The organism is Sinorhizobium chiapasense, from assembly GCF_045277575.1.
Taxonomy (GTDB): Bacteria; Pseudomonadota; Alphaproteobacteria; order Rhizobiales; family Rhizobiaceae; genus Ensifer; species Ensifer chiapasense_A.
Genome location: NZ_CP144206.1, coordinates 411,921 through 433,100 on the forward strand (window position 1 = coordinate 411,921; position 21,180 = coordinate 433,100).

Annotated in this window: 19 protein-coding genes; 8 read left to right on the forward strand and 11 right to left on the reverse strand. The window is 63.6% G+C overall.

Annotation, left to right across the window (positions count from 1 at the left end):
- Positions 1-293: 293 nt before the first annotated feature.
- Both QM996_RS20810 and QM996_RS20815 read right to left on the reverse strand, forming a co-directional pair.
- The gene (locus tag QM996_RS20810) at positions 294-662 is read right to left on the reverse strand and encodes a YbaN family protein (protein ID WP_334197960.1); all 369 of its coding nucleotides are present in this window, start codon (positions 660-662) and stop codon (positions 294-296) included.
- Positions 663-681: 19 nt separating this feature from the next.
- The gene (locus QM996_RS20815) at positions 682-1,371 is read right to left on the reverse strand and encodes a DUF2161 domain-containing phosphodiesterase (protein ID WP_334197961.1); all 690 of its coding nucleotides are present in this window, start codon (positions 1,369-1,371) and stop codon (positions 682-684) included.
- 265 nt (positions 1,372-1,636) lie between these two features.
- Between QM996_RS20815 and QM996_RS20820 the strand changes: the two genes are divergently transcribed.
- Entirely contained in the window at positions 1,637-2,989 is a 1,353-nt protein-coding gene (locus QM996_RS20820) for an NfeD family protein (protein ID WP_334197962.1), read from the forward strand.
- 51 nt (positions 2,990-3,040) lie between these two features.
- Positions 3,041-3,820, forward strand: a complete 780-nt coding sequence (locus QM996_RS20825) for a slipin family protein (RefSeq protein ID WP_173518810.1) — start codon at positions 3,041-3,043, stop codon at positions 3,818-3,820.
- Between the two features lie 14 nt (positions 3,821-3,834).
- On the opposite strand, the gene QM996_RS20830 is transcribed toward QM996_RS20825, so the two are convergent.
- The 5 genes from QM996_RS20830 to QM996_RS20850 form a co-directional block, all read right to left on the reverse strand.
- Complete coding sequence (locus QM996_RS20830; RefSeq protein ID WP_334197963.1) at positions 3,835-4,647, reverse strand: inositol monophosphatase family protein; 813 nt, start codon at positions 4,645-4,647, stop codon at positions 3,835-3,837.
- Between the two features lie 32 nt (positions 4,648-4,679).
- On the reverse strand, positions 4,680-5,741 hold the full coding sequence (locus QM996_RS20835) for an ABC transporter ATP-binding protein (protein ID WP_334198740.1): 1,062 nt from the start codon (positions 5,739-5,741) through the stop codon (positions 4,680-4,682).
- 8 nt (positions 5,742-5,749) lie between these two features.
- Positions 5,750-7,987, reverse strand: a complete 2,238-nt coding sequence (locus QM996_RS20840) for an ABC transporter permease (RefSeq protein ID WP_334197964.1) — start codon at positions 7,985-7,987, stop codon at positions 5,750-5,752.
- A 123-nt stretch (positions 7,988-8,110) separates the two neighbouring features.
- On the reverse strand, positions 8,111-9,136 hold the full coding sequence (locus QM996_RS20845; RefSeq protein WP_334197965.1) for an ABC transporter substrate-binding protein: 1,026 nt from the start codon (positions 9,134-9,136) through the stop codon (positions 8,111-8,113).
- A gap of 123 nt (positions 9,137-9,259) precedes the next feature.
- Positions 9,260-10,282 carry an ABC transporter substrate-binding protein gene (locus QM996_RS20850; RefSeq protein WP_334197966.1) on the reverse strand — a complete coding sequence of 341 codons (1,023 nt, stop codon included), beginning with the start codon at positions 10,280-10,282 and terminating at the stop codon, positions 9,260-9,262.
- Between the two features lie 218 nt (positions 10,283-10,500).
- On the opposite strand from QM996_RS20850, the gene QM996_RS20855 reads away from it, so the two are divergent.
- Both QM996_RS20855 and QM996_RS20860 read left to right on the forward strand, forming a co-directional pair.
- The gene (locus QM996_RS20855; protein WP_334197967.1) at positions 10,501-11,241 is read left to right on the forward strand and encodes a response regulator; all 741 of its coding nucleotides are present in this window, start codon (positions 10,501-10,503) and stop codon (positions 11,239-11,241) included.
- The gene (locus QM996_RS20860) at positions 11,238-13,331 is read left to right on the forward strand and encodes a two-component system sensor histidine kinase NtrB (RefSeq protein ID WP_334197968.1); all 2,094 of its coding nucleotides are present in this window, start codon (positions 11,238-11,240) and stop codon (positions 13,329-13,331) included. Before QM996_RS20855 ends, QM996_RS20860 begins: the two co-directional genes overlap by 4 nt.
- Positions 13,332-13,346: 15 nt before the next feature.
- Here the strand turns inward: QM996_RS20860 and QM996_RS20865 are convergent, their stop codons facing one another.
- The gene (locus QM996_RS20865; RefSeq protein WP_334197969.1) at positions 13,347-14,048 is read right to left on the reverse strand and encodes a phosphatase PAP2 family protein; all 702 of its coding nucleotides are present in this window, start codon (positions 14,046-14,048) and stop codon (positions 13,347-13,349) included.
- 411 nt (positions 14,049-14,459) lie between these two features.
- Between QM996_RS20865 and QM996_RS20870 the strand changes: the two genes are divergently transcribed.
- From QM996_RS20870 to QM996_RS20880, 3 genes are all read left to right on the forward strand, one after another.
- Entirely contained in the window at positions 14,460-15,155 is a 696-nt protein-coding gene (locus QM996_RS20870; protein WP_173518803.1) for a response regulator, read from the forward strand.
- Positions 15,152-16,324 carry an ATP-binding protein gene (locus tag QM996_RS20875; RefSeq protein ID WP_334197970.1) on the forward strand — a complete coding sequence of 391 codons (1,173 nt, stop codon included), beginning with the start codon at positions 15,152-15,154 and terminating at the stop codon, positions 16,322-16,324. The genes QM996_RS20870 and QM996_RS20875 overlap by 4 nt, the downstream gene beginning before the upstream one ends.
- 187 nt (positions 16,325-16,511) lie before the next feature.
- The gene (locus QM996_RS20880; protein WP_334197971.1) at positions 16,512-17,510 is read left to right on the forward strand and encodes a DUF535 family protein; all 999 of its coding nucleotides are present in this window, start codon (positions 16,512-16,514) and stop codon (positions 17,508-17,510) included.
- Between the two features lie 37 nt (positions 17,511-17,547).
- On the opposite strand, the gene QM996_RS20885 is transcribed toward QM996_RS20880, so the two are convergent.
- From QM996_RS20885 to QM996_RS20895, 3 genes are all read right to left on the reverse strand, one after another.
- Positions 17,548-18,171, reverse strand: coding sequence for a LysE family translocator (locus tag QM996_RS20885; protein ID WP_334197972.1), 624 nt, complete (start codon positions 18,169-18,171; stop codon positions 17,548-17,550).
- Between the two features lie 94 nt (positions 18,172-18,265).
- Positions 18,266-18,718: an Lrp/AsnC family transcriptional regulator gene (locus QM996_RS20890; protein WP_334197973.1), complete on the reverse strand. Its 453-nt coding sequence runs from the start codon at positions 18,716-18,718 to the stop codon at positions 18,266-18,268.
- Positions 18,719-18,805: 87 nt separating this feature from the next.
- The gene (locus tag QM996_RS20895) at positions 18,806-19,864 is read right to left on the reverse strand and encodes a LacI family DNA-binding transcriptional regulator (protein WP_334197974.1); all 1,059 of its coding nucleotides are present in this window, start codon (positions 19,862-19,864) and stop codon (positions 18,806-18,808) included.
- Positions 19,865-20,110: 246 nt separating this feature from the next.
- On the opposite strand from QM996_RS20895, the gene QM996_RS20900 reads away from it, so the two are divergent.
- Positions 20,111-21,103, forward strand: coding sequence for an autoinducer 2 ABC transporter substrate-binding protein (locus QM996_RS20900; protein ID WP_334197975.1), 993 nt, complete (start codon positions 20,111-20,113; stop codon positions 21,101-21,103).
- The last annotated feature ends 77 nt before the right edge of the window (positions 21,104-21,180 follow it).

The window sequence follows — 21,180 nt, forward strand, 5'->3', positions numbered from 1 at the left end:
GGGTGCGAATCGCGAGCCCCGTCTCGGATGCGTGGCTGCGGTGACGATTGGAGAAAAAGGGCAGGCGGGACGTGCGACTTAAGTGCGCCGCTCGACAAATTGCACGTTTGTACAACTTTGTTCTTGAGTTGTTCGAAATATATCTTGATTTACAAAAACACTAAGTATCGATATTCGCGCGCCCATAAAGTGCAATCTTAAGAATAATGCGACCTTTTCGAGTGCGCCCAAGTATTTCTTGAGAGGAAAAGTATCGTTTTCCTGCAAGGTGGTGCAGATGCGTGTCCGGATGGCTATTCCGCGGGACGCGTTAGGATGAACAGCGCCGGAAGCGCCATGGACGCTGCGACGATCGCCGTCAGCGCCAGGCTCGGATGCGCGAAGAAAAGGAAGAGCCCGAAGCTTGCGGCCATCAGGCTCACCGCGCCGGTTTTGGCACGATTGGAGATCGCCCCCTTTTCACGCCATAGCCGCAGCGATGTGCCGAAGATGCGATGATGTAGCAGCCATTGCTCCAATTGCGGGGACGCGCGCGCGAAGAGCCCCGCAGCCAGAAGCAGGAATGGGGTCGTTGGCAGCACGGGGAGGAAGGCGCCGATGACGCCCAGCCCGACCATCAGCCATGCCAGGCAGAGACAGAGGATGCGAAGGGCGGGATTCACGTGATCGCTCCAGACGGCGTCATGCTTCGGATGCCTCGGCGATTGGCGTCGTGGCCGTCTCGCTCGGTGGCCAGCGGCGAAGCGCCTCGACCCCCAGTTCCGTCAGGGCATAGATGCCGCGGTCGATCCGCTCGAACCAGCCATAGACGTTGCTAAGCAAGATCTTGGCCGCATCCGGTGCGACTGCGCGAAGGTCGCGCGGGCGCAACTGACCGTTCTGCAGGGCGGCGGCACAGGCAAGCGCCTGCTGCCGATAGGCGGTCATGATCGGCGAGCGTGTGGCGCCACCGGCGGTCGGATCGCCCTTGCGGCGGCGATGCTCGCTGATCAGTCGCGACCGCTTCCTGTTGTTCTTGCGGGGCATCACCGCGGAGGCTGCGAGAATGACGTCGACCATGCCGTTGTCGGCGACCGCCAGCATGCCGAAACCGAGCCTGCGGCAGAGATCGCGGAACCGGCGATCGCTCTCCCGTCCCTTACCCTTCGCCGAGACGCGCGCGGCGATCCACACCTCGTCGCCGGCGGTGGCGCGGTCGACGGCCTGCAGGATCAATTCGAGATTGAAGCTCAGCTTGAGTTCGCAGATGACGACCAGCGGCGGCTCGTCATCGCTGAGCGCTACGATATCGCAGCCGCCGATCTCGCCCTTGACGCTGTAGCCACGGGCCTCGAGAAAGGTCTTGATCGGCTGATAGAGGGTCGTCTCCAATCCCGGGAATCCTGTTCTGGTCGATATCGGAGAGGCGCCGTGGCAATTGCCTCGAACCGGCCGCGGCGCATCTTCGCGGAAGGAGACTAGCAGATAACCTCGATCGCCGGACTTGTCATCACGCCGCAGCAGGAAGGCTGACCACGTTGCTCGGAGCAGCCGGTCGATCAGTAGCAAGCTTGCTTCGCCCTAACCTTGTGTTGTGCTATCATCCCCGAATGGACGCCTCTTCGGGGGCGCCGCGCATGCGAGGTTTTGACGACGGATGTTGCGAATCCTCACGCTGTTGCTCGTTTTGGTCTCATCATTCGCGTTTCCAGCTTGGTTGCGAGCCGAAAACGATTGGGTCGCCTTGGTGTTGCATGTCAACGGCGCCATTGGCCCGGCCACGTCCGAGTATGTCAGGCGCGGCCTGACAAAGGCGCAGGAGCGTAGCCTTCCGCTGGTCGTCCTGCAGATGGATACGCCCGGTGGTCTCGACACGTCGATGCGCGAGATCATCCGTGCGATCCTCGCTTCTCCGGTGCCCGTTGCGAGTTACGTCGCGCCGAGCGGTGCGCGCGCGGCGAGCGCCGGCACCTACATCCTCTACGCCAGCCACATTGCTGCGATGGCGCCGGGAACGAATCTCGGCGCGGCGACCCCGATTGCGATCGGCGGCGACATGTTCGGCCAGGGCAAGGATGCCGATACCGGCAAGGACGACGGCAAGCGGCCGGCGGCACAAAACGCCGCCGAGGCGAAGCTCGTCAATGATGCGGTGGCCTATATCCGCGGACTGGCCGAGCTGCGCGGGCGCAATGTCGACTGGGCCGAAAAGGCGGTGCGCGAGGCCGCAAGCCTTTCGGCCGAGGCGGCCGTCAGGGAGAGGGTCGTTGATTTCACCGCCACAACCATCGCTGATGTGTTGAAGCAGGCAGGCGGGCGGACCGTGCGCGCCGGGCAGCAGGAGATCCTCCTCGATACGGCAGGGCTCGCCGCCGAGGACTTCGTGCCCGACTGGCGCACCCGGCTGCTTTCGGTCGTCACCGATCCCAATATCGCGGTCATCCTGATGATGATCGGCATTTACGGTTTGATCTTCGAGTTCCTCTCGCCGGGATCGGTCGCGCCGGGCACCATCGGCGGCATCAGCCTGCTGCTTGGGCTCTACGCGCTTTCCGTGCTGCCGGTCAGCTATGCCGGCATCGGACTGATCCTGCTCGGGATCGGCCTGATGGTTGCCGAGGCTCATTCGCCATCCTTCGGCGTGCTCGGCGCCGGTGGCAGCGTTTCACTGGTCCTGGGCGCGGCAATCCTCTTCGACACGGATACGCCGGGGCTGCAGGTCTCCTGGTCCGTGCTGGCGGCGCTTGCGGTCGCAAGCTTCGGCTTCAGCCTGCTGGTCGCCCGGCTGGCCTTCAGCTCACGCCGTCATGCGGTGGTGACCGGCGGCGAACAGATGATCGGCATTGTCGGTAAGGTCGATAGTTGGACAGGCGCTGCCGGCTACGTCATTGCCCATGGTGAACGCTGGCAGGCGGTAAGCACGCAAACGCTGTCGAGAGGTGAAGTTGTGAAGGTTGTCGGGCGGGACGGACTGACGCTCGAAGTGGTGCGCGACGGTCAAAAGGCATAGCGCGCCGCAGGTCCGGTGGGCGCAAGCGAAAGCCGGAATGGAGGAATGGTCATGGACATGTTCGGGAGCCTTGCTCCTTTTGCCGCGTTGCTGGTGCTCATCATTCTCGTCATCGCCTATGCGATCCGGATCCTGCGCGAATACGAGCGCGGGGTGGTCTTCACGCTCGGGCGGTTCACCGGCGTCAAGGGGCCGGGTTTGATCCTGCTGGTGCCCTATGTGCAGCAGATGGTGCGGGTCGACCTTCGAACCCGGGTGCTGGACGTGCCGAGCCAGGACGTCATCTCCCATGACAATGTCTCGGTCCGTGTCAGCGCCGTCATCTACTTCCGCGTCATCGATGCGGAGAAATCGACGATCCAGGTCGAGGATTTCATGATGGCGACCAGCCAGCTTGCGCAAACGACCCTGCGTTCGGTGCTCGGCAAACACGACCTCGACGAGATGTTGGCCGAGCGCGACCGGCTGAACGAGGACATCCAGAAGATCCTCGACAGCCAGACGGATGCCTGGGGCATCAAAGTGGCGACCGTCGAAATCAAACATGTCGACATCAACGAGAGCATGATCCGCGCGATCGCCCGCCAGGCCGAAGCCGAACGCGAGCGGCGCGCCAAGGTGATCAATGCCGAGGGCGAGCAGCAGGCGGCGGCCAAGCTGCTCGAGGCTGCCGAGATCCTGTCCCAGCAGCCCCAGGCGATGCAATTGCGCTATCTGAGCACGCTCAACGTGATTGCGGGCGAGAAGAACTCGACGATCGTCTTTCCCTTCCCGATGGAGATCGGCGGCCTGTTTGGGCTAAAGGCCGACAAGCCGACCGGTCAATCGTGAGTGCCGCCAAGGGCTCAGGCCGCCGTCCTTTCAAGATTGGCGACTTTCAGCAGATCGTCGACTGCGCCGGGCGCAGCCGCCAGGACCGGCGCCCAATGGGTCAAAGCCTCGCCGCGCGTCGGAAAGGGTAATGTCCAGCCACCGGCTTCGTTCACCAGGCAGTAGCCTCCGAGGCAATCCCAGGCATGCATATAGGGTTCGTAGTAACCGACCAGCCTGCCAGCGGCGACATAGGCGATCATCAGCGCGCCGGAGCCGTTGCGCATGAAGTTGCCGCCGTTTGCGAGCAGGCGCTCGACGATGGCGCCCATCTCGGCGGGTTTCACCTGGTCGTTGGCGCCAAGCCCGGTGACGGCGTTGCGGATCGTGCGTGTGCCGTCGAGACGAAGCGGCTTGCCGTTCAGCGTCGCGCCGCGGCCCGTTGCCGCGGCATAGATTTCCTGATGGCAGGGCGTGTGGATGACGCCGATGACCGGCTTTTCCGCATGGACAACGGCAATCGACACGCACCAGTTCGGCATGCCGTTGACGAAGGGGGTGGTGCCGTCGATCGGGTCGAGCACCCAGGTGAAGCCGGACGCGCCGTGGAGAAGCCCGTGTTCCTCGCCGAGCACGCCATCGTCCGGAAATGCCGCGGCGATCTTGTCGCGGATCAAGGTCTCGACGTTGCGGTCGGCGATCGAGACAACGTCGTGCGCGTCGCGCTTCGTTTCGATGACAAGTGTTTCCCGCTTGAGGAAATAATCGTAGGCGAGCCGACCGGCCTCCTCGGCCATGGATCTGGCAAGCGCGAAGCGGGCGTCGAGGCCGGCAATTTCAGAAGTCATGCAAGTGTCCTTCTCGTATCCAGTTTGAAAATTCAGGCGTTAATCAAAGCAAGGCCGCGGTTGCGGAAACCGATGGCGACCTCCGTGGCCGGAGATAGCATGTCCTCGACCGACTGATCGACAACGAACAAGAGGCCCGCCGGCGTTTCGACCTCGTATTCGACGTGACCACCGAGATAGGCGGCGCTGCTGATCGTGCCGGCAAGGGCCGCACCCTTGGCCGGCGTCAGCGTCACCGCATTCGGTCGGACGGCGAGTTTCGACGGGCCGGGTCGAGCACTTGTCGACAACAGGCGATGCTCGAGGCCGCCGACACGGATCGTCGCCTGGCCGGCGTCAGTCGCGGTGACCTCGCAGGGCAACACATTGGCCTCGCCCATGAAGTCGGCGATGAAGGTGGAGGCGGGCGCCTCGTAGAGATCGCGCGGCGCGCCCTCTTGGGCGATGGCGCCATCCTTCATGACGATGATGCGGTCGGAAACGGCGAGCGCCTCGTCCTGGTCGTGGGTGACGTAGACGGCGGTGAAGCCGAGCCGCTGCTGCAATTCGCGGATCTCGGTGCGCACCTTGCGGCGCAGGCGCGCGTCAAGGTTGGAAAGCGGCTCATCGAGGAGGAGCACCTGCGGCTCGAGCACGAGGGCGCGGGCAACGGCCACGCGCTGCTGCTGTCCGCCGGAAAGCTCGGCCGGAAGCCTTTGTCCGAGTCCGCCAAGGCCGACGAGCTGCAGGCCTTCCTCCGCACGCTCGCGCGCCTCCTTCTTCTTGATGCCGGAGGATTCCAGCCCATAGGCGACATTGTCGAGCGCCGACATGTGCGGGAAGAGCGCATAGGACTGGAAGACCATCGAGACATCGCGCTCGTTGGCTGGCAGCATCGTCACGTCCTTGCCGCCGATCAGGATCTTGCCGGCGGAGGGATGTTCGAGCCCGGCAAGCATGCGCAGCGTCGTCGTCTTGCCGCAGCCGGAGGGCCCGAGCAGGGTTACGAGCGTACCGGGTTCGATGGTGAGCGAAAGGTCGTGGATGGCAGTGAAGGCGCCGAACTGCTTGCGCACGTTCTGAAAGACGACCGAGCCGGTGCGCGGGGTGCTCATCTGAGTACTCATGCGGTTTTCTCCTGGGAGAGGGTGGTGGCGGACGAACGGGCCGGGGCGGTGCCGAAGACGCGGTTCTCGCGCCTCAGCTTGCGTTCGCCGACGAGGAGTTGCAGGCCGATGATGACGGTGATCATCACCAGGATGAGGGCGGAGGAATAGGCAATCGCAACACCGAACTCGCCGTTTTCGACGAGGCCGACGATATAGGCAGTCGCCATGTTGTATTCGGCGCTGACGAGGAAGACGACGGCGCTGATCGAGGTGATTGCCCGGACGAAAGAGTAGACGAGGGCGGCGACGATGGCGGGTCGGAGCAGCGGCAGGATGATCTTGCGCAGTGTCCGGAAGCTCGTTGCCCGAAGCGTCAGCGACGCCTCGTCGAGGCTCTTGTCGAGCTGGCTCATGGCCGCAATCCCGCCGCGCACGCCGACCGGCATGTTGCGGAAGACGAAGCAGGCGATGAGGATCAACGCCGTGCCGGTCATTTCGAGCGGCGGCAGGTTGAAGGCGATGATGTAGCTGATGCCGATGACGGTGCCGGGAATGGCGAAGCTCAGCATCAGCGCAAACTCGAAGACGTCGCGGCCGGCAAAGCGCTGGCGCACGATGAGATAGGCCGTCAGCAGCCCGACGAGTGCTGTCAGGGGGGCGGCGATCAGCGAGATCTCCATGGTCGTCCAGAAGGAACTCCAGGCAACCCCGGTCCAGGCGATCGCACCGTCCACGACGGAGATCGAGAAGGCCTTGGCGTAGTGGTCGAGGGTCAGCGAATTGTCGAGACCCCAGGTCTTCACGAAGCCGCCGAAGAGGATCATGCCGTAGACGACCACGGTAAAGATCATCCAGGGGATGACGATGGCGTGGACGCCGATCGACAGCGAGCGCGGCAACGCGCTGTGGGCGCCGGAGTCGCCTTTGCCGGTGACGGTCGAATAGTTCTTGCCGGCGAGCCAGTAGCGCTGCGCCAAAAAGGCCGAGAGCGTGAAGCAGAGCAGGATGATCGCGAGAACCGCGGCACGGGAGGGATCGTTCTGCGCGCCGACGACGGCAAAGAAGATCTCGGTCGAGAGTACGCCGTGGCTACCGCCGAGCACCAGCGGATTGCCGAAATCGGCCATGCTTTCGATGAAGCCGATGAGGAAGGCGTTGGCCAGACCCGGCTTCATCAGCGGCAGCGAGACGTTCCAGAAGGTACGCCAGCGATCGGCGCGCAGCGTCTGCGATGCCTCCTCCATCGACGGGCTGACGCCTTCGACGACGCCGATCAGCACGAGGAAGGAGATCGGCGTGAAGGAGAGAACCTGGGCGATCCAGATTCCGGTGAGGCCGTAGAGCCAGCGGCCGGGTTCGACGCCGAAGGCATCCGAGAGGAATTCGGTGACGACGCCGGCGCGCCCGAAGAGAAGCGTCAGCGCCAGGCCAATGACGAAGGGCGGGGTGATGATCGGCAGCACCGTCAAAAGCCGCATGCCTTTCTTGAAGGGAAAGCGTGTGCGGGTGGCGACCAGCGCGAAGGCGAGGCCGAGCAGTGTCGAACCGGACGCCGTCATCAGCGCCAGCCACAGGGTTCGCCAGGCGACGCCACAGCGGCCTTCGCCGACGACGCAGCTCAAGCTCCAGATCGAGGCATCCTGGATGTTGCGGATGAAACCGTCCGGCTTGAACGAGCCGTCGAAATCCTGGACGGAAGCCGCGAACATGCTGCCGACCGGATAGAAGACGAAGACGACGACCAGAGAAACGAGCAGCGAGATCGCCGCGACGATGAAGGCATCGCCCTTGAGCACGCCACGCTCAGCAAGCCCGAAGGCGAATATCAGAATGAAGGCAAGTGCCAGGAATACGGCGCCGGCGCCCATCGATGGCTGCCCGTCCGAAAGCGGTCCGAACAGAGCCTCGCTGACTGTCCAGGTCCAGCCGGCGAAGCCGATCGCAAGCCCCTGAAGGGCGAGATAGAGGACGCCCATTGCGCCGGCGATAGCAAGTAGAAGCCCGCGGCGTGCGGGATCGCTGACAAAGCGCGCCGCCGCACAGATGCCGAGCAGCAGCAGCGCCACGACCAGCCACGACCGGCCATGCGCAAAGATCTGCATCAGGCCAGGCGCAACGGCCGGATCCCCGGGGAAATCGGCGAGCCAGCCGAGCCCGAAGAAGCCACCTTCGATGCGATACCAAGGGACAGCCAAGAATGCGGCCAGTCCGAGCCCGAGCGTGAGGTCGAGCCTGCGGTTGCGATGTTCCATGACGGTCCTCGCGTGAATTGAGATGAGAATGATGAGACATCGCGTCGCCACGGAGGCGACGGGCGAGCGTTGGGCCGCTGGGCGGCGCGGCCGGATCGATCACCCGGCCGGCCCTTCCTGCGATCAGTTGGCGGTGGCGCCGATCTCGCGATCCCAGCGCTCGAGTAGCGCCTTGCGCTTCTCGGCGTCGCCGAAGGTGGCGAAGTCGTAGTCGATCAGCTTGATGTCCTCGAACTTCGGTGCCTCCTTCGGCACTTCGGCCGACTTGTTGGACGGCAACTGGAACGACTTGGCGTCCTTCATGCGCGACTGGACCTCGGGCTTCAGCGCCCAGTCGTACCAGGCCTTGGCATTGTCCAGGTTCTTGGCGCCGCGGATGATCGACATCGAACCGATCTCGTAGCCTGTGCCTTCGCAGGGCGCGATCGCCTTGATCGGGAAGCCTTCGGCGGTCTGGGCCACCGCGTCGTGCATGAAGACGATGCCGAGGCCGGCTTCGCCACGCGCGGCCGCCTTCACCGGCGCCGAGCCCGACTTGGTGTACTGCGCGATGTTGCCGTTGAGCTTCTTCAGATAGTCGAAGGCCTGGTCTTCGCCCATGATCTGCACCAGCGAGGCAAGCGCCGTGTAGGCGGTGCCGGACGAGTTCGGGTTGGCCATCTGGATCTCGCCCTTCAGCGAGGCGTCGAGCAGGTCGGCCCAGCACTTCGGCTCCTTCAGGCCCTTCTTCGAGAAGATCTCGGTGTTGTAGCCCCAGCCGAGCGCACCGGCATAGACGCCGACCGTGCGGTAACCGGAGCCTTCAGCCTGCTTCTTTGCCCAATCCTGAAGCTGATCCAGCATCGGTGATTTGTATTCGAGCGTCAGGCCGTCGGAAGCTGCCTGCAGATGCGGGTCGCCGGTACCGGCCCACCAGATATCGGTCTTCGGATTGCGCGCCTCGGCGCGGATCTTGGCATAGGTCTCACCGGAGGACAGGCGAACCATGTTGACCTTGATTCCGGTTTCTTTCTGGAAATCGCCGGTCATTTGCTCGCAGATCACCACGTCCGCCGAGCAGATGAGGTTGAGGCTGCCGGCAGCCTGGGCCGGCAGCGCCGTGAGTGCCGTTCCGGCGAAGAGCATGAGGGAAAGGGACATCGTTTTCATTGGGGCATCCTCCTGTTGCCTGTTTGAAACTTGGCGCGAACACGGGGCGCAGGGCGGCCATCGGCCTGCCCGGCGGGCAACACGTTCACGATTTCGGGTTGTGCGAGTTGGCTAAGAGGCCGGTCAGTTCGTCGCGGCGATCTCCGCGTCGAACCTTTCGAGCAAGCGACTTCGTTCTTCCGGCGAACCGAAGGTCGCGAAGTCGTAGTCCACCATTTTGATCATCGAGATATCGGGCGCGGCGAGCGGCAGGTTCGAGCGCGCATTGGACGGCACCTGGTTCTGCCCGGAGGCCGCCCCGGTGCCTTGGCCCTCCGGGCTCAGCGCGAAGTCGACGAAGGTCTTCGCCGCCTCCAGATGACGGGCACCCTTGACGATGCTGACCGCACCGATCTCGTAACCGGTCCCCTCGCAGGGCGCGACGATGACGAGGGGCGAGCCTGCCTGCTTCTGGGTGACGGCGTCATGCATGAAGGAAATGCCGATCAGCGTTTCTCCGCGTGCGGCCGCTTTCACCGGGGCGGAGCCGGCCGTCGTGTACTGGTCGATGTTGCGGTTGAGCGCCGACAGGAAGCGAAAGGCTTCATCTTCGCCGAAAAGCTGGACCAGTGTCGCAAGCGTGGTGAAAGCGGTGCCGGAGGAATTCGGGTTGCCACTGCGGATGCGACCGCGATAGGCGCTGTCTGCGAGGTCCTTCCAGCAGGTCGGTGCAGGCAGCTTCAGCGCACGCAGAAGATCGGCATTGTAGGCAAAGCCGAGGGCCCCGGCGTAGATGCCGGCCGATCGGCCGCCGGAGATGGCGAAGAAATTCTGCGCCCAGGGCAGCATGTCGCGTTCATGCGCCGGCTTATACGGTTCGAGCAGGTTTTCGGACCCGGCTTGCAGATGGGTGTCGCCCGTGCCGCCCCACCAGACATCGACGGTCGGGGCGTCTTTCTCGACACGGAGCTGGTTGAGGATGTCGCCGGTGCTCATGCGCGTCATCGAGATCTCGAGGCCGGATTTCGCCTCGAACGCCGTCTTCATCGTGGCACACCACGCTTCGTCAACACCACACAGCACGGTGAGCGCCGGCGCCGTCATGCCTGTTGTGGCGGCGCATAGCCATAACGCCACGCCCGCGCCGATAGCGGTGATGCCTCTCACGATGTCCTCCCATTTGGAACGCTGCCGTCCCAATCTCCGCAATCAGGATGTCGATATTCCTCTCCTGCCGCAACCCGCAGAATGGTTACCGTTCTTACAGCCTCGGGCGCTCTCAGCCGTTTCAAAGTTACAAAGATTACAAATATGACAAATCAGATAATGCGAGCTGCTTTGAACATTGAGACGGCCCCGCCTATGATGGGTGCGGGAGGACGTGCATGCTGAATGAGAGGATACGGATTCTGATCGTCGAAGACGATCCGGATATGGCGGAGCTTATTTCCGATCTGGTGGAAGCGGAGGGCTGGCAACCGCTTACCGCGCCGTCTGCGGAGGCGGCGGCCAATGTGCTGGCGCGCGAGGTGGTGAATCTCGTGCTTGTCGACCATAATTTGCCGGGCACTTCGGGCCGCACTTTCGCACAGAGGCTGCGGGCGCGCACCAATATCGGCATCGTCATGGTGACTGCGGCCGGCAGCGCTGCCGACCGGGTGCTGGGCCTGGAGACGGCGGCGGACGACTACGTCGTCAAGCCGTTCGAGCCGATCGAGCTTACGGCGCGCATCAAGGCCGTCCTGCGCCGCACCCATCCTTCGCTCAAGCCGGAGCGGGAAAGCGAGCGCGAGCCCGAGCCTGCATCGATGAAGCTCGGCGACTGGTCGATCGACCTCAGAAGCCGCCGGGCGATTTGCCTGACGGATCCCTCCAGATCGCTGACCAGCGCCGAGTTCGCCCTTCTGGAAATCCTCGCAGAAACGCCGAACACGCCGGTTGGCCGCGCGCAGATTCTCGACCGTCTCGGCGCCGAAAGCGATCGCTACATCGACCGCAACGTCGATGTGCTCGTGCTCAGGCTCCGCCGCAAGATCGAGCGCAATCCGGATCTGCCGCGCCACATCAAGACGAGACGTGGCAAAGGCTACGTGCTCGATACCGGCGACGGCGAGCCGAAGTCGTGATCGTTCGCCCCTTTCTTTCGTCGATCGCCTTCCGGCTGCCCTTCGCGATCGTCTTCATCTGCGTCCTTGTCTTCGGCCTTGCGACAGTTGCGGTCTTCGGCCTGCAGAGGGCACGCGACGAGATGGCGGCCTACGGGCTGCAGGCCTTCTCTAGCCTTGCAAGGGCTTCCCTGGTTTCCCGCCAGGTTTCCGATCTCGTATCGAGCGCACCGTTCCTGATGAACGCGACCTCTCCCTATCGCGTGTCGAGCGAAAGTCGGTCGGTCGTGACGCAGGTCGACGCGCTGCTGCGCGCCATGGTGCCGCACGATGGCGATGCGGCCGCCAAGGGCTTTGCCAGTGCTCATATCGTCGAACTCCTGGAGACCATCCGCACGCAGACGATGACGCTTGCTGGCGACGCCGAATCGGCCCAGCAGCACAAGGCGGAAGCGGCGGCCGCGCTTGGCGAGATCGCGATCGGCAGCGGCATGGCCGACGCCGACTTCCGCCGCCGCCTCAATGGGATCGTACAATCGGCATCGAACTCGGACAGCCTGTTCCAGCTCGGTGAATTGCGCCGCCGCTACATTGCCGAAACGGTGCCGCGTCTCGAGCAGGCGGCGCCGGATATCCGGGTTTCCGCCACCGAACTCGCGCCTTACGAACGGGTTTTCGAAGCGCAGACGCAATATCTGCTAGAGATGTTCGCCATTCGCGCGGCCGTGGCGCGCTTGCACACCGTGTCGCGCGACCTCTCGCATGCAACGGAAACGCAGAGCGAGGCCGTCGCCCGCGGCCTCAACGACGATCTCGTTTCGACCTCCGATGCTCTGAGCCGCCTGCTTGTCATCGTCGCCGTCGCCGCGCTCCTCGTGCTCGTCATGGCCGTCTTCTCCATCCGCTCCGTCATGCGCGTGTCGCGGGGGATTGTGTCGCTGTCCAACGGTATGAACGCGCTTGCGGAGGGGCGCCGCGACGTCGACGCACCGACCTACAAGGGGACGGAAACGGAGCTCGTCCGGCTGTTGGAGGCGTTCAGCGCATTTCGAGAAAGCGTCGAGCGCGTCTCGCGGCTCCGACGGACGGCCGAGGCCGCCGCGCGCACCATCCGTTCGACCTTTCGCAACATGAACGAAGGCATCGCGCTCTTCGATCCCAGCGGCAAGCCGATCACGATGAACCGCCGCGTCATGGAACTCGTCGGGTGGCCGGGTTCGGCAAGGAAGCTGCCGCTACGCAGTTTCGTGAGCCCGATGCCCGAGATCGATCCGGCTCTGCTGCCCGCCGATCGCGACGCGGGCACGCTCGGCGACCGACTTGTCCTGCGGCATCGCTCAAACGCCGGCCGTGTGACGGAGGTCTCGCTGTCGCGGCAGCCGGATCGCGGCATCGTGCTGTTGGCCCGTGACGTGACCGACATGGATCGGCAGGAGGCCGAAGCGGCAAAGGCCCAGCGCCTGGATGGCATCATGCGCATGACGCATCAGGTGAGCCACGAGGTCGGCAACATGATCGGCATCATCACCGGCAGCCTGGGCCTTCTGGAGCGGGAGACCGGCTTCAACGAACGGCAGAAGCGTCACATCGCCCGCATCCGCAAGGCGGCCGATCGCGGCCGTTCGCTTGCCTCGAGCATGTTGTCCGTCGGCAGCCAGCACCCGATCCAGCCCGGCGCGCTGGAGATCGGCGCGGTGCTGCGCGGCATGGCCGACGTGCTGGAAATCGCCGTCGGGGAAAAATGCCGTCTTGCCTTCGAGATCGCCGACGGCCTGCCCAATGTGCAGCTCGATGCCGCTCTCTTCGAGCAGGCGATCCTCAATCTCTGCCTCAATGCCGCCGCCGCGATGCCTCAGGGCGGGACGATCCTGATCCGGGCCGCCCGGGTGGAGGGCGACGTCGTCGTCTCCGTCACAGACGAGGGGATCGGCATGTCGCCGGAAGCCGCGGATAAGGCATTCGAGCCGTATTTTACCACCCGCGACGAGGAGGGCGGCGCCGGCCTCGGCCTCGCCGTCGTCTACGGCTTCGTCCGGCAAAGCGGGGGCGATGCCCGCATCCTCTCTCAGCCGGGAAGGGGAACGACCGTCGAGCTGGTCTTTCCGAGTTGAACCGTCGGTGGTGGTCTACGGATTTCGCCGCCGCCCGAGCCGTTGAACGGCGGCATCGATGCGTTCGCCGTTGTCGCGAAAGGCCGACCAGAGCCAGGTCATCAGCCACAGCATCAGAAGCCAGGCGAGCACGACGTCAGAGAGGAAGTGTGCGCCAAACACGATCCGGTTGAACGAAAAGGTGAGGATCGGCGGAATGAGCGCGACGATCGCCATGCGTTGCCACCGAACGGGCAGAAGCAGCGCCAATGCAACGAGAGCAATCGCCGTTGCGGCTTCGCCGGACGCGAAGGAGCAACTGCGCGAACAGGCGCTGGAGACCTGCCAGGCGGGTGTGAACGGCAGGCTGCCGCCGAAATCCGTGATGTCGTAGGGGCGGGCGCGACCGATCATCCGCTTCAGCGCCTGGATAAGCAGCCCGGGGCCAACGGCGTAAAAGGTGAGAAAGAACAATGCCTTGTGCGGGCGCAACAGCCGTGGGTGCGGCTTGATCGTCTGCATGATCAACAGCGCCAGGACGGACGGCAGAATGAAGACCGGCAGGACGCGATTGAAGTCGCGAAGTGTCCTGAGCGCGGGCTCCCGCGAAAGCGGAAAGTCACCTGCCGCCGATGCGGCCCAGCGCGAAACGACGAGATCGATGCCGGGAAAGGCCATGAACACGAAAGCCGCGCAGATGGTCAGCGCGCCGGTAACGGCGATCGGTTGATCTTCCATGCGGGCGCGGGCTTGCCCGGCCCATAGACGCGGACTGGCGCGCAACCATCGGATGCCGTCGGAAGATGTTGCCGTGGATGAGAAGAGGCTGGACATGCCGGTCGCTCGCAGATTGTCGGTGTGTGCGGGCCGGACATTTGCTTCGCTCTGTCAAGGCTAGGTGGAGGATCAAGGTGTGCTTAACGCGTAGAGCAGCGCGATCGTTGGCTACACCTTTTGGTTGGTTCTGGGCGGCGCCATCTATCAATTTCGCTGACGCCTCGGTGCCGATTGTCAAGAAACGGCGGAGATTTGTCCGGGGCTCTATCCGGAAAGCCAACGACGGGGCGGTCGTGCTGCCCCGACGAATTGCAAGTCGATTCCATTCGTCCCATAAGCTGCTGATCGCAACATCGGGCCAGGAGTTGGTTTATGGTCGACAAGGGTCTCATCCTTTTGGCGGAGGACGAGCCGGAGATCGCGCAGATACTTGACGCCTATCTGGTGCGCGATGGCTTCAGGACGGTGCGGGCCGCCGATGGCGAAACGGCGCTGACGCATCATGCGGTTTTGTCGCCCGATTTGGTTCTGCTCGACGTCCGCATGCCGAAGCTTGATGGCTTTGAAGTCCTTGCTCGTCTGCGACGCGAGGGCAACACGCCCGTCATCATGGTTACGGCTCTGGCCGAGGATCTCGACCGGTTGACCGGTCTGAGGCTCGGGGCCGACGATTACGTGGTCAAGCCGTTCAATCCGCAGGAGGTGGTGGCACGCGTCAACGCGGTGCTGCGGCGCACGCGAAACGGCGCGGGTGCGACGGTGCTTCGCTTCGAGAATGTGGAAGTCGATCTCGATGCCCACGTCGCCTTCGTCGAGAAGAGCGGCCGCCGTCACTCGGTGCCGCTGACGCTCAGCGAATTCCGCATCCTCGCCCACATGATCCGCCGCCCGACCCATGCCTTTGACCGCGCCGATATCCTCGATGCCTGCCTGCCGGACAGCGATGCGCTGGCCCGCACGGTCGATACCCACATCGCCAATCTCAGGCGCAAGCTGGACGATCTCGGCGCCTGTGGTTTCTTCAGTGCCGTGCGCGGCGTCGGCTATCGTTTCGTGGAGCCGAGATGAAGATCAGCCTCTCGCGCCTGCCGCTCGGCATTCTCACGGCCCTCGTGACGATCGTTCTGCTGATCATCAGTGTGTTCATCATCTATGCCGGCGTCGACTACATGGAGCCGCGGCTGGAAGCGAAGATGCTTGAGCGGATGCCGCCGGAGGCAGCCCAGGCCTATACCGATTTCAATTCCGGCAAGCTGCCGAGCCAGGAATCGCTGCAGAAACTGCTTTCGACCATGCCGGAACTCGAGGACTGGGCGAACTGGGAGGTGGACAAGATCATCCTCGGCTTCGGGGCCGCCGCCGTAACCTTTTGCGGTCTCGTCGGCTACTGGCTGGCGCGAAAAATCAGCAGGCCGCTCGAGGTGCTCGCCCAGGCAACGCAGAACCTCAGGGCGGGTGATTTCGCCGTGCGCGTCGGATCGATCCGCAAGGGTGCCAAGGAGGTGGCAACGCTCGTGAAGACCTTCGACGAACTGGCGGCCGAGCTCGAAAACATGGAGAACCGGCTGCGTTTCAACACGATGGCGGTGGCCCACGAGTTGCGCACGCCGCTGACGATCCTTCAAGGCAACCTCCAGGGCATGGCCGATGGCGTGTTTCCTCTCGAACAGGAGAGGGTCCAGCAACTGTTGCTCCAGGTGGAGGGGCTTTCCGCCCTGGTCGAGGACTTGCGGACGCTCTCGCTCGCCGCCGGACAGAAACTGGTGACACAGTGGCAACCGGTCGATCTCGCAGCCGAGGCAACCCAGGTTCTCGGCGCGTCCTGCACCTTGCTTGGCGCGGCCGGCATGTCGGTCGAGACGGCGCTGGAACCCGTGCGGGTCTCCGGAGATTCGCAGCGCCTGCGCCAGGCGCTTTTGGCGTTGATCGAGAACGCCACGCGTTATGCAGCCAGTGGCGGGGTACTACGGTGTGAAACGGGCCGACGCGGGACTGACGAGGCCTTCATCCGGTTGCTGGATCGCGGCCCGGGACTGCCGGACGACGTCTCGACCCATTCGATCGATCTTTTCTGGCGCGGCGATGCCTCACGGTCGCGGGCAACGGGAGGCACCGGCCTCGGTCTGTCCGTCGTGCAGGCGATCGCCAAGGCGCATGGTGGGCGGCTGGAATTCGCGTCCCGCACCGGCGGCGGCGCCGTGATCACGATCGTCCTGTCCCGCGCCAACCCGGCCTAAGTCCCGGCGACGGCAGTGCCGCTTTTCTGACGCCGAGCGCTGAGGGGCCGGCTCCTCAGGGCCTCTGGCTTGGCAGGGGTCCCGCGCTCATTTGTCGACCGCTTCTCCGCAATTCCTTGACAGTCCGAGGGCAAACCCAGGCTGGCCGAATAACCCGGCAGCAGCGTTTGCTCTCAAGGATTGCACCATGTCCCTGGAAATCAGGCAGGAATACAGCGCGGATCTGCGGTTGCCCGCTCAAGACACCACGACGCATGGCGGCGCGCCGTTATCGTCTTCAGGACGCTCGGTCCCCGCGCCGAATGTCAAGGTGCGGTCGCGAGCCGAGACGTCGATCCTGGGCCATGTCCTGAAGCTCGGCCTCAGGGTCAGCCTGAAACGCGCCGTCGTCTTTTCGATGCGGTTTGTGCGCCATCCCTTCCTCACCGCGCGCTGGATCGCCTTTCTCGGCGAGTTCGGCGAACGCTATCGTCTGGGGCTGCCGCACGACGATCTCGTGCGCAAATCGATCCCGACATTCTTCCTGCACGGTGCGTCGTCATCTGGACGGCTCGACTTGCTGCTCAATCATTTCGACGTCGCGAGCGAGGTCCTGTCACGCCGCTCGCTGATGGCGCTCTGGCGGGGAGGCGCTCTGGAGATGGGAACGGTCTCCGGTCGCGCTGAGAACTATCGTATTCAGCTACAATTGGCCGACCATTGCGGTGCCCGTCACGAGGGTGCCTTCGCAATCAGGCTTCGCCGACAGAGTGACGAATACTCGCTGTGTACGGTCGGCTTCGTCTTCGTACGCTTTGGCGACGACACCTACAGCCTTGCGATCGGCGGCATGCAGGGGCCGAAGGGCGAAGATGCGAAACGGGCGTTGATCACGGCAACGCGTGATCTTGGTGGTTTGCGTCCCAAAGATGCGGCGCTGCTCGTCCTCCAGGGGCTGGTGGCGGAAGGCCATGCGGCCTGCATCCATGCGGTTTCGAACGAAAGACACGTGATCAATCGCCGTCGCCTCAAGCGGCGGAAGATGATGATGGCGGATCTCGACGCCTATTGGTGTGATCGCGGCGGGGCACCGGATGAGCCCTTCGGTTTCCGTCTTCCCGTTGTGGACGCCAAGGCTGCTCCCGAGGGCAACCGGCGCGAGCAGAGCAAGCGGGCGTTTCGCGACATCGGCGCCTGGTTCTACTGAACCGGGCGCATCGGCCCGCTTCCTCCCCTCTGCTTTTCTAAAACAGTCCCTTGGCGACAGCCGCGATGGCGACGATGCCGAAGGCGATCAGGACGAGGCCCGAGAGGCGCGATACCCAGATGACGAAGCTGTCGGGCAGCCGTGTCCGGGCGATCGCCACACCGCCGCTCAGGAAAAACCACCAGCCGAGCGAGCCGAGGAAGACGCCTACGACGACGATCGCCGCGTTGAGCGCATCGCCCGCTTCGGCGAGGCCGAGGCCGGCGAAGATCGCAGCAAAGGAGAGGATGGTCGCCGGGCTGGTCATCGTCAGGAGAAACGTTGAAGCCGTCGTGCGGATGAGATCGTGTCCGCCGACATCGGCTGCGGCTGTCACCGGTTTCGGCCGCAACCCGCTCCAGCCGAGCCAGATCATGAACAGCCCGCCGGCCAGGCCAAGCGGCATGGCCACGATCGAGAGAACGGCTGCGAAAGCGGCAAAACCGAGCGCCGCAAGGGCTGCGTAGGTGGCATCGGCAGCGGCCGTTCCCAGTCCACCGGCGACGCCGGCCCAGAAGCCACGTTCCAGCGTGCGGTTGATGCAGAGCGCCCCCATCGGGCCGAGCGGGGCTGCGATCGCGAGACCGAGCAAGAGGCTTTTTCCAAACAACAACGTAGACATGGCGTAGGTCTCCGGCCGCGGCATGGCTCGACACCCCCGATGGATGACCATGCGCAGCATTCAAAAAATGTCGCAGCAGTCTTTGCGCGTCCGGTCAGGCGCGCGGTGCGGTCGTCGTCAGGCTTTCCCGGACGGTCGACAGCGCGATCACCGTTTCGCTTCGCGCCAGGAACCGTCGTTGCTTCAATTCGGCAAGGAACGGTTCAAGGTCGCCAAGTGATGGCATCCGGACCTTCACGCAATAGGACCATGCGCCGGTGACGTGGTGGCACTCGGCCACGGCCGGATGGTCGGCCATGAAGCTACGGAACGCCGCCTCATCTGCATCCGGCGCCAGGCCGACCCAGACGAAGGCAAGGACGTCGAGGCCAAGCGCGCGGTGATCGACCTCAAGCGTAAAGTTTCGGATCACGCCAGTGGCGACGAGCCGGCGGATGCGTTCGTTGACGGCGGAGGGGGAAAGCTCCACCGCGGCGCCGATGTCAGTCAGCGACCGCCTCGCGTCTTCAGCGAGAATTTCGATGATTTTTCTGTCAACCGTATCCATGGCCAATGAATACGCGGAAATTTACGAATTGTACAGAATATTTTTTTGTAGAGATGGGTCAGACCAAGGAAACGTTGGTCGGGTGGCTTACTCGATGTCCTTTAAGGCGTCGAGCGGGCCGGTCAGTGCCGTTCGTGGCTGCACCAGCTCGGGCTGGATGAGGTGGATGCGCGGCTGGGGGCGGGCCTCCTCGATGACGTCGAAGGCCTTGGTGATCATGCCCTCGACATCCTGCCGGATCATGATGACCGGAAAGGGCAGGAAGGATGCGAAGGGATCGTAGTCGTAGCAGCCGACGACGAGATCGGCGAAGTTCTCGTGCGGGTGTCCGGCCATGAAGCGCAACAGGCCCTCGAAGTTGATCGATGAGTTGACGAAGAGGCCGCGCGGCAGCTTGCCGTGCTTCTCGTAGAAAGCCTCGAAGGCCAACCTCGCATTGTTCGGCGCATAGCCGGTCGGCTGGATGCACTCGTCCGGATCGGCGCCGAGAAGTTCGCTTTTGACGGCGCGGAATCCGCGGATACGTTCGCGGCTGGCATGGTCGTTGCGTCCGCCGAAGAGGTACAGTTCATGCGGTTCCAGGGGGCCCGTTGCCTGGAAGTGGCGGATGATCGCCTCCGTCAGCATCCGCCCGCCTTCGTAGTTGTCGCTGATGACCGAGGGCACCTTGGTGCCGGGCAGGTCGATGTTGATGTGCTTGAGACCAGCCGCCTCGCAAACCTCATGCACGCCGTCGGGATCGGTGGCGCCGCAGATGAAAAGCTCGTCGATCGAATAGGAGATCAGCGTCTCCGCGGTCTTGCGCTCCTCTTTCGGATCGCGGCTGGCGCTGACGACGATCGGGCATTGTCCCTTGCTTCGCACATGCGCCTCGAAAGTCTGCGCCATCGACGAGAAATAGCGGTTGTCATGGATCGGCAGCAGCAGGCCGATCAGGCCGGAGCGCGAACTGCGCAAGCCGCGCGCCTGGCGGTTGGCCGTATACTGGTGCGTTTCAGCGAGGCTCCGGATGAATTCGGCCGTGCTTTCCTTGATCCGGCGTTTCTGCCAGGTCCCGTTCAAGACAGCACTTACGGTTGAGGGCGAGCTGCCTGACAACACCGACAGGTCGTAGATCGTCGCTTTCTTCTTGCTGCTGTTGGCCATCGCTTTCTCCCCTGATCGTTTTAGTGCCGATTTCCCCTTGACGAAAGATTAAGTCTGCACAATAGTTCTTGCACCATCGATTGTGCAAACAAGAAATATCGATTGTGCAATTTTGGTGGTGCCGTCTGAGGAGGCGGTGATCCGGGAGGCGAGGGCGCACTTCGCCAGTGGTGATTTGAAACTGGAGGCCGGCGCTTGGATAGCGACCGGGCGCGTTCCCTCTTCGGGAACGAGTGGAGGAGAGATATGATCAGGAAAATTCTCGTCGCCGCCCTGGCGACATCGCTGGCGCTTGCCAGCTCTGCAGCCGTCTTTGCTCAGGATGCCGGCAAGGTCGGCGTCGTCGTCAAGATCGGCGGTATTCCGTGGTTCAACGCGATGGAAGCCGGCATCAAGGAGCGCGGGCAGAAGCTCGGCGTCGACGCCTTCATGGTCGGTCCGACCAGCGCCGACCCGGCACTCCAGGTGCGCGCCATCGAAGATCTCATCGCCCAAGGGGTCAAGGTCATTGGCGTGGTCCCGAACGACGCCAAGGTGCTCGAGCCGGTTCTGACCAAGGCCAAGGAAAAAGGCATCATCGTCATCACCCATGAATCGCCGAGCCAGAAGGGCGCCGACTGGGATTTCGAACTCGCGTCGTCGACCGGTTTCGGTGAGGCGCATGGCAAGCTGCTCGCCGAGAAGATGGGCGGCAAGGGCGAATATGCCGTCTTCGTCGGCTCGCTGACCGTACCGCTGCACAATGCCTGGGCCGATGCAGCGATCGCCTATATCAAGAAGAACTACCCGGAAATGACACTGGTCGGCGATCGCTATGGCGTCGCTGAAGACGTCGACAAGAGCCGGTCGACCGCACTCGACCTGATCTCCGCCCATCCGAACCTGAAGGGTTTCCTCGCCTTTGGCAGCCAGGGCCCGATCGGTGCCGGCCGCGCCGTCGAAGAACGCCGCAAGGTCGGCCAGATCTTCGTGCTTGGTCCCTTTTCCCCCGGTCAGGGCCAGAAGCTGGTGAAATCCGACGCGATATCCGGTGGCTTCATGTGGAATCCGAAACAGGCTGGCGAAGTCTTCGTCACCCTTGCCGACAAGCTGATGAAGGGCGAGGAGGTCAAGGACGGCGACGAGATCGAAGGTCTCGGCAAGGTCAAGCCCGACTTCGAGAACCGCAACATCATCGTCGACCAGCTCGTGCCGATCAACAAGGACACGGTCGCCGATCTCGCGGCCATGGGCCTCTGACAGACCTCAAGGGTTCTCCCGGCTGCTGGGCCGGCTCCGGCCGGCCTGGCAAGTCCCCCGAACGGTACTGGAGCGGG